Here is an 11,558-nt window from a genome sequence, read left to right on the forward strand (position 1 = left end):
CTTCGCTCTACGACTTGGGCCCCGGCCTTCGCCGGGGTGACGGTGGATATTGCTGAAATCTCAGCGCTTCAGACGTTCTCGAAGGAAAGCGGGAAGGACACGCAGGGACAACGTTCAAGCTGCCCCTGCATCATCCCTCACTTCGGCGGCATCGGCGGCAGGGTCCGGGGTGCCGGCGGCTGCGGCGCGGTCCACCCGGCCGGCACCGTGGCCGGCTTCTGCTCGCGGGCATAGTTCTCCAGGCTGGAGAGCGAGGGGCCGTAATCCTCCGTGGGTGCGGCCAGCCATTTCGGGTCCATGGCGCGGGCGGCCTCGCGCAGGTCGGCGGGGATATCGCCGATGCTGTCATACATGCCGAAGGAGCAGAAATAGCTGATATGGCCGGCGGCCTGACCCATCAGCATCCAGGGCAGCCATGGCGTGATGCGCGACCACTGACCGACGCAGGGCACATGCGTCATCTTCGGATTTTCCAGGTCCTTGCGCTGCACCACATAGGTGAACATTTCCGACACGCGGTTGAACGCGCCGGCGGACTCGCGCGGCCATTTGTCGGGCTGCAGGGCGTTGGGATAGAACAGGTGGATGTCGGTGGTCAGCATCACCGTGCCTTGCGGCCCGTCGCGCCAATCCAGCAGGAAGGGCTGCGGCGCCGGCTTGTCCTTGTTCAGCCCGCCATAGGAGGGCGGCTGCGGCTTGAACTCGCTGATCGTGTAGTTGAACGGGTCGTTGGCGATGGGGACGACGCGCACATCCTCGTTGGTGTACGGATTGTGCCAGCTCTTCATGATCTCGCCGGTCTTGATATCCCGGTAGAACCCGATCTCGCGCAGCATGCGACGATAGGAACCGTCCTCCAGCCGCTTGGTGCGCACGAAGCTGAACCCGTCCAGCACGAACAGCGGCTTCACCGGCTCATTATCGCGGACGCCATAGACGTTACCCCGGAACCAGCCGATCTTCTCCTTGCTCGGGTCGATATCGGCATCCAGACGCACATAGGCGTCGCGGTTCCATTTCGGGTCCTTGAAGTCGATCTTGGTCTGGAAAGCCGGCACCGCCGCACGGGCCGCCGTCGCACCGATGCCCACGGCACCCACCGTTGCCGCCGCAGCGGCCAGGCCCAGGCTTTGACGCCGCGTCAAATCAGGTCCGCTCATGATCCCAGTTCTCCCGTTGTTCGGTTGGGCAGGATAGGACACGCCGTGGCGTGCCGTCGCCCTTCGCCGTCAACTCTGACGCGGAAGAATTCGGCCTGGGAACGATCATCCAAAACCATATCCATCAGGCGGACACCTTGGCCGGGGGCTTTGCGTTTCCACCGTCTGGGACCTTCAATCGGGAAAGACGCGAAGCAACCACCACCGAACAGGGAACGGTCATGCTCAACACCTTCCAGCAACAGCCCCACCCCGTCCTGCCCAGCCAGACGCATGACGAGGCGGCGCGCCAGGAATTCACCAAGAGCTTCAAGGGCTTCATCCAGCAGAAGCTCCTTCCCGGCCTCACCCCCATCTACAAGAGCCGGGTGGCGCCGAAGTTCGAGCAGGAAAACGGCCGCGCGCCGGCCGACCGCCGCGACATCCGCGCCGGCATGGTCCGCGACGCCTATTTCCAGCAGTACGCCTCGGCCAACCGCATCGCCCAGGAACTGCTGTGGGAGGCCACCAACCTGTCGGTGGACCGGGAATTGCCGGAACTGATCGAGAAGGCGGCCGAATTGTCGGCCAAGACCAAGGCGGTGCTGGATATTCCCGAAGGTTTCGAGGTGCCGCGCTATATCACGGCGCTGGACATCCATTGCATGCCCGGTGGTTACGCCACCGAGGTGGCGAAGAACGATGTTTCCGTCGGCGCACTCTATGACCGGGGCGTCTATCTCTACGCCATGGGCTATATGGGCCCGATGAACGACGATATGGGCCGGTCGGTCTGCAACTACCTGAAGCGGCGCCTGCCGGACTTCAAGCCCAAGCGCATCCTGGACATGGGCTGCACGGTCGGCCATGCCACCTTGCCCTACAAGGAACTGTTCCCGGATGCCGAGGTCTGGGGCATCGATGTCGGCGGGCCTTGTGTGCGCTATGCCCATGCGCGTGCCGCCGGGGTGGGTCTGGAAGTGAATTTCGCGCAGATGAACGCGGAGGAGACGCGCTTCCCCGACGGGCATTTCGATCTGGTGGTCAGCCATATCCTGCTGCACGAGACCAGCGCCAAGGCCATGCCGCGCATCTTCAAGGAATGCCATCGCCTGCTGGCGCCGGGCGGGTTGATGATCCATGCCGATCTGCCGCCCTTCGACCTGATGGACCCGTTCACCCAGTTCATCCTGGATAACGAGACCTGGTACAATAACGAGCCCTTCTGGGGCGCGATGCGCGAGATGGACCAGTTCGAACTGGCGGAAAAGGCCGGGTTCGACCGGGCCGACGCCAAATTCGACACCGCCCCCATGGCCGTGATGGAATTCGCCGCCGAGGCCGCCGCCGGGTACAGCCAGGATGCCGCCAGCGCCGTGGCCGAACGCGAATTCACCGCCGGCGAATATGCGCCGGGCGGCGGCTGGGAAGTGTTCATCGCCCGCAAACAACAAACAATTGCCGCCAAGGATGCCGCCTGATGAATGCCGCAGCTGAACGCCCCCATGTCGTCAAGGACGCCAGGGGCAAGCGCCCCACCTTTCAGGACGCACCCGGCCAGGATCAGGCCATGGCCATGATCATGGTGCTGGCCAACGAGGTCGCGGTGCTGCATGACCGGCTGGACAGCGTCGAACGCTATGCCAGGACCACGGGCCTGGATCTGGCCGCCGGGGTCGAGGCCCTGGTGCTGGACCAGGACGCGCTGGAAGCGCGCGAGGCCTGGCGCCAGGATTTCCTGGAACGGCTGTTCTACCTGATGCGCAAGGACGCGCGCGAGGCGGCGGAAGCCGACACCAAGGAGCGCTTCCACCGCACGATCACGGAGATCGCGGAGGCTTGAGCGCCTTCTCACTCCCCTATCCTGTTTCTCCCGAACTTTGCCACCCCTCGGAAACGGGGGGTGGCGCTCTTGTCTCAGGTGCCCTTCTGCATATCAATCTCGACATCCAGACGCTGCGCCGCAGCCTCGATGCCGCCACCGGCATTCCCGAGGTTGTGATGATGATCCCGGCCTATTACCGGCTCTACATGCTGCTGCGCGGGGAGCTGACGGCCAATGTCGCGGGTGGCCCGGTGCCGACCACGCAGAAGGGCCTGGCGGCGCATTACGGCGTCTGCCGGGGGACGGCCAGTGCCGCTCTGGCATTGTTGAACAGGGACGGGCTGGTCAAGCCCACCCGGCGCGGTCGCCCACGCTCACTTGAGCGTTAGGCGCGCCGGACCGGCCTCCGACAAACGACCCTTCAGGCTGGCAAGTGCTGCCTTGTCGCCGCCAGCATGGGCGCGCATGAACAGCACCGACAGGTCGGCCGCGATGGAAAGCTGTTCGGCCTGCACCGGTCCCGGCAGTTCCGGCCGGCAGATGCCGCCGCCGAAATAATGGTCCACCCCATCCAATACCAGGGCATAGCGCTCACCGCCGGGTGCCGCCTCGTCATAGGGCAGCAGATGGCTTTTCCAGTCACCACCTGGGCCGGGCGGGATATCCTTGTCACCGGTCTGGATCAGGGCGGGCACGGCCAGCGGCGCATAATCACCGGGATTGATGAAGCCCATGCCGGCGCCGGGCGGGGAGAAGGCCAGGACGGCCTTGGCGCGCGGATCGCGCAGCGGGGTCTTCACCGACGGCGGCACGGCGATGGCCGACCCGCCCAGGCAGAGCGCCACCAGCCCTCCATAGGAATGGCCGGCGGCGATATAGGGGCCGTCGATATGGTCGGCCAGAGCCCGCATATCCTCGATCCGCGCCGGCCAGCTGGCCAGACCCTGGAAGGCGGCGCGGTCGGGATGGTCGGCGCTGTCCACATGCAGCGGGGCATAGACGCTGTAGCCGGCCTTCGTCCAGGCATCGACCAGGGGCTGGTACTTCCAGGGGGCCGAGGCGGCGCCGTGGGAGAACAGGATGCGGCCCTTTTCCTTGCCGGATGCCTTCCAGACATTGACGGCGACGGCGCGGCCGGCGGGGGTCTTCACCGTCAGGTCGGCGGGGCGCGGCGGGAGGACCTGGGCCAGGGCCGGCAGCGCCGCCGTGGCGGCCATGGAGAGCAGCAGCGAACGACGGGAAAGCGTGGCCATGGGGGGCTCCGTTGGAAAAGGTGGCGTGTAACTTACACCGTCACCCCGGCGAAAGCCGGGGCCCAAGTCGTAGAGCGAGGCGCCCCTTGATCTGGGCCCCGGCCTCCGCCGGGGTGACGGTAGAGAGTGAGTTAAACGACAGCGCGAACGTGTATCACGTCGCCCAATGCCGCGGCTTCACCGGGGCCTTCGGCGCCGGCAGACCGGTCTCGGCCAGGCTGTTGGCACGCAACGTCTCTATATCCGGACCGAAATTGAAGATCTCCGTGATCGGCCCCCGCTCCGTGCGCATCTTCTCGCGCAGCGTCTCGGTGGCGTCCGCATCGACCTTGCCATCGACCAGCACCACACCGTAACGCTTGGCGCCATCAACCGTGACCAGACCGCGCTCCAGCTCCAGTTCCAGCAGCTTGGGCTCACGCGCCAGCGGGTCACCCCAGCCGCCCCCACCCCAGGTGATGAAATGCAGCTGGTCGCCGGCCTCGATGGTCAGGTTTTCCAGCTTGTTGCCCACCACAATCTGGGTGCCGTCCGGCTTTTCCAGGATCTTGCGGGCCCGCGCACCAGGTTCGCCGCCATTCACGCCCCAGGGGGAGGTGAACCAGCGATCGTCATGGATGGCGATGACGCCCGGTTCCAGGAAGCGATAGGTCATGATGATGCCGTTGCCGCCGCGATGCAGGCCGGCACCGCCGCTGTCGGCTACGGTTTCGTAGCGTTCGATGACCAGCGGGAAATAGCGCTCCAGGAACTCGTTGGGCACGTTGGTGAAGCCGGGGAACAGCGAATGCCCGTCCGGCCCGTCGCCCAGCGGCCGGCCGGGAATGCCGCCGAACCCGATCTGGAACAGCTGGAACCAGCGGCCCTTGGCGTCATAGCCGGAATAGAACAGATGCGGGGACGACGAGAAACCGGCGGCGTTAAGGAATTCCGGCGTCTTCTGGCCCAAGAGACCGCCCATGATGTCGAACAGCCGGCCCAGCGCGTGGGTACGGCCCGACAGGGCGGAGGGGAATTTCGGCTTCAGCAGCGAGCCTTCGGGGATCTTCACCCGGATCAGGTCGTAATAGCCGTCATTGAACAGGATCTGCGGGTCGAAGACCATGATCATGTAGATGCCGAAGAACATCTTCAGCATGTTCTCGTTCAGCAGGAAATTGATCGAGGCCTGGCTCTGCGGGTCGGTGCCCTCGAAATCCAGCACCACGATGTCGCCCTCGCGATGCATGGTGCAGCGGATCTTGTAGGGGCCGAAGCCCAGGCCGTCATCGCACAGATAATCCTCGAAACTGACCTTCTCCTCGCTGATCGAGGTGGCGATCAGGTGCTTCATGGCGCGGTAATTGCGGGCCAGCAGCTCATCGGTGGCGGCGGCGAAGACATCGTCGCCGAACCGTTCGCACATCTCCACCACGCGGCGCGCGGCGACGCGGCAGGACGCGATCAGGGCGTTCAGATCGGCCGTGCACCATTCCGGCATGCGGGTCTGGGCCATGATCAGGCGGACCAGATCGGCGTTGTAGACGCCGTTCTTGTAGATCTTCACCGGCGGGATGCGCACCCCTTCCTCGAAGATCGAGGTGGCGTCGATGGGCATGGAGCCCACGACCTTGCCGCCGATGTCGGACTGGTGACCGAACATGGAGGTATAGGCGACCAGGCGACCATCCTTGAACACCGGCAGCAGGACCAGCCAGTCATTCAGATGGCTGATGGCGCCGCCGACCGAATAGGGGTCGGACAACATGATCATGTCGCCTTCTTCCACCGTCCCCTCATACCCGTCCAGGAAGGGACCGATATAGGAGCCGAACTGGCCGACGATCATCTGGCCGGTGCGGTCGGCGATCAGCGGGAAGGCGTCGCCCTGTTCGCGGATGCCGGGCGACATGGCGGTGCGCACCAGGGTGGCATCCATCTCGATACGGGCATTGCGCAGGGCGTTCTCGATGACCTCAAGCGTCACCGGATCGATGGTGACCTTGTTGAAGGGGGTATTGTTGGTCTGGATGATCTGGGCGGGCATGGATCGAACCTCCCCTTCAGCGCGGATTGATCAGGATATTGCCGACGCGATCGACCGTGCCGTCACAGCCGGCCTCGATCAGCGTCGTGCTGTCCATTTCGATGACGATGGCGGGACCCGGGATCAGGTCGCCGGCCTTCAGCTTGGCCCGGTCATAGATGACCGCCGGCACCATCTGGCCGTCCATCCACAGCTCATGGTCCCGGATCTTGGCGGCGGACGGATCGCCATTGCCCTGGGGCAGTTCGGCGGCCGGCAGGTCCAGAACGGGGCCCAGCGCCACGGCGCGCAAATTCACCAGCTCATGCGGGGAGGCCATATTGAAGGTGAACAGGCGGTGATGCTCGTCATCGAACCGCTTGGTGACACCCTTCAGTCCATCACGGCGCAGGGCCTCCGGATCGATGGACAGCGGCACTTCGAAGGCCTGGCCCTCATAGCGCACGTCGATTTCGAACAGGCTGGTAATGTCCGCGTCCGCGATGCCTTCGCCGCGCAGCTCGTCACGGGTCTGCTTGGCCATGGCGTCCAGCACGGCCAGCACGTCGGCCTCATCCGTCTCATCGAAGCGGCGGGAGAAGGAACGCGCGGTTTCGGTACGCATGCGGGTGGTGGCGTCACCCAGGGCGCAGAGCACGCCGGGAGAGACGGGCGACACCGCCGGCCAGGAACCCATCAGCCGGGCCACGGCATTGACATGCAGCGGGCCCGCACCGCCAAAGCCCATCAGGGCGAAGTCGCGCGGATCATAGCCCTGCTGGACGGAGATCATGCGCAGCGCGCCGAACATGTTCTCGTTCACAATGTCGATGATGCCGCGCGCGGCGGCATAGAGATCGATGCCCAGCGTGTCGGCGATGGTCTGCACCGCCTTCTTCGCGCCCTCACGGTCCAGCTTGAACGTACCGCCCAGCAGTGCCTCGGGCAGATAGCCCAGCACGACATTGGCGTCGGTCACGGTGGGCAGGGTACCGCCCTTGCCGTAGGCGACGGGACCCGGCACGGCACCCGCCGATTGCGGGCCCACGCGCAGCGCCTTGGTCAGTTCCGGCACATAGGCGATGGAACCGCCGCCGGCACCCACCGTCTTCACATCCAGCGAGGAGGCGCGGACCGCCAGATGCCCGACCTCCGTCGTGCGGACGCGACGGGGATCAAGGTTCTCGATCAAGGCCACGTCGGTCGACGTACCGCCCACATCCAGGGTCAGGATGTTGCGGATGCCGCTATTGGCACCCACCCACAGCGCACCCGTCACGCCGCCGGCAGGTCCCGACATCAGCAGCGACACGGGATGCTCTTCCGACTTTTCCGACGACATCAGGCCGCCATCGGAGCGCAGCAGCGACAGCGAGCCGGCAAAACCGCCCGTGCGCAGCTTTTCCCGCAGGTTGCGGACATAGCGGCCGACGATGGGACGCACGGACGCGTTGGCCACCGTGGTCAGGGTGCGCTCGTACTCCTGCATCTCGGGCAGGACCTCATGGGACAGCGACACGGGCACGCCGGGCAGGATCTCCGCCGCCAGCTCACCCACGCGTGCCTCATGCGCGCCATTCAGATAGGCGTTCATCAGGGAGACGGTGACCGCCTCCACCCCACGCGCCTTCAGCTTTTCCAATGCTGTACGGATATCGGCGTCGTCGATGGGGCGCAGTTCCTGGCCATGGGCGCTCATGCGGCCCTTGATCTCGAACGTGTCCTCAAGCCTGGCCAGCGGCTCCGGCTTGGGCCAGACGATCCAGCCGGCGAGGCCACCCGGCACGAAGGATCGTGCGATCTGCATGATCTGGCGATAGCCTTCGGTGACGATCAGGCCGACCTTGGCGCCCTTGCCTTCCAGCACGGCGTTGGTGGCGACGGTGGTGCCGTGCAGGAAGAATTCCACATCGGCCGGGGTGATGCCCGCCTTCTCGCAGATGGCGGTGACGCCGTTCAGGATGCCGACGGAGCTGTCGGACGGGGTCGACGGGGTCTTGTGACGCCAGAAGGCGCCGGTCTTGTCATTGAACAGCAGCAGGTCGGTGAAGGTGCCCCCCACATCGACGCCCAAGCGGTAACCCATCGCATCCCCCTGTTTTGGAAGCGTTCTGAAGATCGTTCCTCAACAGAGCCGGAAAGGCGGGTTGCCACCATGGGCGCGCCCCTGTTTGACCGCTGTGCGGATGTCGTCCACTGGGTGGAGCGGGTTGCCCGGAGATGACAAAGCCCGCCCGTACAGGACCTGTCTTGCCGACAAGGGGGTACGGACGGGCCTTGGGTGGCGGGGAAAGCGGGTTTTACGGCGCGGCTGAACCCGTCTCGCGCTTCAGGATGGTGATCAGCGCCTTCTGCACGTCCGGATCGGTGATGTTGCCGGACGAGATGGTCATGGAGGTACCCGGTGCGAAAGCGTCGGGATTGTTCAGGAACTTGGCCATGTTCTCATCTGTCCAGGTTTCCCCCGCCTGTCCGTGGGCGGCCAGCGACTGGCCGTAGGGGAAGTTGGGCACCGACGCGATCTTCTGGCCCATGATGGCAAAGAGGTTGGGGCCGACAAGATGGGCGCCGCCCTTGTTCATCGTGTGGCAGAAGGTGCACCATTTGAATGTTTCCGCCCGCACCTTGCGTTCGAAATCCGTCTCCGGCGGCAGCTGTTCCACCACCAGCGGCGTCTCGTGCGAGGTGATGTGGGCAGCCGCCTCCACCACCTGGCCCGTGGCGAAGGGGGAGACACGGAACAGCATGTAGGGACCGTAAAGGCCGATGCCGCACAGGATCGCCACGGACAGGACGGCCGGCACCACGCCGCGAAGCGCATGGGGCTCGCCCACACTGGTCACCCGGCCGCGGCGGATCAGCCAGGCCATGCCCCAGACGACAGCGCAGACGCCCAGGAACTTGGCCACGGCGGCCGGGCCGGGGGCATAGGATTTAAAGGTCGACAGCGCGAAGACGGAGGTGGTGAAGCTGATCAGCACATAGGCGCCGAAACCGCGCGGGAAGGCGGAGAACAGGCCGCGCCCGTGCCGGAACAGGAACCAGGCTGCCGTCAGCAGGGCTCCCAGCTTCAAGACCAGCAGGCTGGTGCTGACCCCGGAATGGAAATAGCCGGTGAACAGCCAGACATTCCGGTCCTCCCCGAACAGGGCAGGGATATAAAGCGGCCCCAGATGCAGGGACATGCCGTGGCTCCACACCACCAGCACACCCAGCAGCGGGGTGATGAAGAACATCAGATATGTCGCCTGCACCAGGGTGGTGGACCAGACCCGCGCGCGGGGCGGCAGAGGCGCCTGGGGGCCGGGTGCCTTACCCTTCAGCCATTGCCACAGCCGGAAGCCGGCCAGCAGGAACAGGGCCGTGCCCAGCAGATAATGCCAACCCCGCAATTCCTCGCGCATCGGCACCGCCTTGTCGGTGCGCAGCAGGAACATGGTCAGCAGGTCCTGCGCCAGCACCAGCGCCGGCAGGGCGTAGCCAAGAAGGAGATCGAACTTACCGTTACTGTCTTGCCGGTCCATATACCCGTGCTCCCTGCCCGTTTTCGGGGGTTTGTTGGGTGTGATGCAAAAGTGCTTTGTTATCTTTCCCGCGAAAGCAGGTCTCTCCGAAACTCTGGGGCGCCACCGCCGCCCCTCTCACTACCGTCACCCCGGCGAAGGCCGGGGCCCAAGTGACAAGCGCTTCGCTCCACGACATGGGCCCCGGCCTTCGCCGGGGTGACGGTGGATGTTGCTGACACCCTCACAGCACAGACTTTCGCAACAATCTCGCGAAAGCGGGGAGGCCGGAAGGTGCGATCCGCAGCCAGTCAGCCTCAAATCTTTTCCATCAGCTCAAACGCCGCCGCCTCGCCCGTTTCCATGGCGCTTTCCATGCCATGTTCCAGGCGGCGCAGATGTTCTCCGGCGAAATAGATACGGCCGAAAGGCTTGCCCATGTCGGTGGCGAAGCGCTTCACCTGGCCCGGTGCATAGAAATGCTTGTTGCCGCCGACGAACTTGTTGCGGCCCCAGCTATAGCCCAGGACATATTCGATGGCGCCGGCCATGGAGGGGCGGACGCGGGTCAGGTCGTTGATGACCAGCTGCGCCTGCTGGGCGACGTCGCGGTCGTCCCAGCGGGTGGCACCGTCGCCATTGACCCAGACGATCATCTGGTTGATGACGCCGGTCTCCGGGTCTTTCAGGGCGAAGGCGCGTTCGAACGCTTCCGTCGACCAGAGCGAGGGCGGCAGACCGTCCTTTTCCCAATAGGGCTTGGTGATCTTGAAATGGAACTGGGTGGTGGCGGAATAACGCGCACCGGCGACGGCGTCGGCTTGTACCGCCGGCAGGCCCGGCGTGAAGCGGATGCGGTTCAGCGCGCTAAAAGGTGCCGCCATGACCAGGAAGCGGCCGGTGATCACCTCGCCATTGGCCAGCTTCACCTCCACCTTCGCACCCGACTGGTCGACCGCGACCACCGGGCTTTCCAGCCGCACCTTGTTCTTCAAGGTCGCGGCCATGGCCTTGGGCAGCGTGTCGGAACCGCCGACGATATAGCTGCGCTCCATATTGTTGACGCCGTACTGCGGCTTGTTGGGGTCCTGGTAGCCTTCGACCTTGGCCCGCGCCATGTCGCGGAAGATCGACAGGGCCGATACGCTTTCCAGGCTCGACCCGTTCAGGTCGAAATCCGCCAGGCGGATCGCCGCCTCCGACACGCCCTTGGACCGCAGGAATTCCGCCGCCGACACGTCATAGGCCATGTTGGCCGGTTCCAGCCAGGCATTGGTTTCCTGGAACGGCAGATGCTCGAACATCATCTTGTTCTGCATCACGTAGGGCAGGATGTCGCGTTCCTTGCCGCGCGTCATGTTCTGCGGCGCTTTCGACCAGTCGGCCGGCAGGATCGACGTGCCGTCGACATGCAGCAGGAAATCGGTGGGCTTCAGCCCTTTGGTGGTCAGCCCGACATTCAACCGGCCGCAGACATCACGGACGCGGCCATAAAGTGCCCCGACCTCGCTGCCGCCCAGTTCGGACTGGTAGCCCTCGGCCCGGCCCGTGCGCAGGCGGCCGCCGACACGGTCGGACGCTTCCAGCACCTGCACGGACAGCCCCTGGCTCTCCAGGATCATGGCGGCGTTCAGGCCGGCCAGACCGGCGCCGACCACCACGACATCGACATTCTTCGGCCCGGCGGCCCAGCCGCGCGAGGCAACGACCAGGGGTGCTGCGGCCAGCATGCCGCCCATCACGGCGCGACGGGTAACGATGGTCATGAACAGGGATCCTCCAGACTTCGGAAAGGAACTTCCCCCAGCCGATCGGGCTGGGGGAAGGCACCGG

The 11,558-nt window shown here is 65.1% G+C and carries 9 protein-coding genes; 3 read left to right on the forward strand and 6 right to left on the reverse strand.

All coding sequences use genetic code 11. From position 1 onward, the window contains the following. Positions 1–137: 137 nt before the first annotated feature. Entirely contained in the window at positions 138–1,160 is a 1,023-nt protein-coding gene (locus ACM9HJ_RS03310; RefSeq protein WP_416570256.1) for a DUF1838 family protein, read from the reverse strand. Positions 1,161–1,381: 221 nt separating this feature from the next. Here ACM9HJ_RS03310 and ACM9HJ_RS03315 point away from each other — a divergent pair, with 221 nt between their 5' ends. Genes ACM9HJ_RS03315 through ACM9HJ_RS03325 form a run of 3 tightly spaced genes read left to right on the forward strand, consistent with a single transcriptional unit; the run spans position 1,382 to position 3,353 of the window. Beyond that, a complete protein-coding gene (locus ACM9HJ_RS03315) occupies positions 1,382–2,620 on the forward strand; it encodes a methyltransferase domain-containing protein (RefSeq protein WP_416570257.1) in 1,239 nt (412 codons plus the stop codon). Continuing rightward, complete coding sequence (locus ACM9HJ_RS03320) at positions 2,620–2,982, forward strand: hypothetical protein (protein WP_416570258.1); 363 nt, start codon at positions 2,620–2,622, stop codon at positions 2,980–2,982. Before ACM9HJ_RS03315 ends, ACM9HJ_RS03320 begins: the two co-directional genes overlap by 1 nt. Beyond that, entirely contained in the window at positions 2,979–3,353 is a 375-nt protein-coding gene (locus ACM9HJ_RS03325; protein WP_416570259.1) for a hypothetical protein, read from the forward strand. Before ACM9HJ_RS03320 ends, ACM9HJ_RS03325 begins: the two co-directional genes overlap by 4 nt. Here ACM9HJ_RS03325 and ACM9HJ_RS03330 read toward each other — a convergent pair. The 5 genes from ACM9HJ_RS03330 to ACM9HJ_RS03350 form a co-directional block, all read right to left on the reverse strand. After that, positions 3,339–4,217 (reverse strand): alpha/beta hydrolase family protein, encoded by an 879-nt coding sequence (locus ACM9HJ_RS03330; protein ID WP_416570260.1) that lies wholly within the window; start codon positions 4,215–4,217, stop codon positions 3,339–3,341. The two genes, ACM9HJ_RS03325 and ACM9HJ_RS03330, sit on opposite strands and share 15 nt — an antisense overlap. A 154-nt stretch (positions 4,218–4,371) precedes the next feature. Next, complete coding sequence (locus ACM9HJ_RS03335; RefSeq protein WP_416570261.1) at positions 4,372–6,243, reverse strand: hydantoinase B/oxoprolinase family protein; 1,872 nt, start codon at positions 6,241–6,243, stop codon at positions 4,372–4,374. A gap of 16 nt (positions 6,244–6,259) precedes the next feature. Further along, positions 6,260–8,308, reverse strand: coding sequence for a hydantoinase/oxoprolinase family protein (locus ACM9HJ_RS03340; RefSeq protein ID WP_416570262.1), 2,049 nt, complete (start codon positions 8,306–8,308; stop codon positions 6,260–6,262). Between the two features lie 214 nt (positions 8,309–8,522). Further along, complete coding sequence (locus ACM9HJ_RS03345; protein ID WP_416570263.1) at positions 8,523–9,746, reverse strand: c-type cytochrome; 1,224 nt, start codon at positions 9,744–9,746, stop codon at positions 8,523–8,525. A gap of 296 nt (positions 9,747–10,042) precedes the next feature. Continuing rightward, entirely contained in the window at positions 10,043–11,491 is a 1,449-nt protein-coding gene (locus ACM9HJ_RS03350; protein WP_416570264.1) for a flavin monoamine oxidase family protein, read from the reverse strand. Positions 11,492–11,558: the final 67 nt, after the last annotated feature.

Source organism: Niveispirillum sp. KHB5.9, from assembly GCF_048066115.1.
GTDB lineage: Bacteria > Pseudomonadota > Alphaproteobacteria > Azospirillales > Azospirillaceae > Niveispirillum.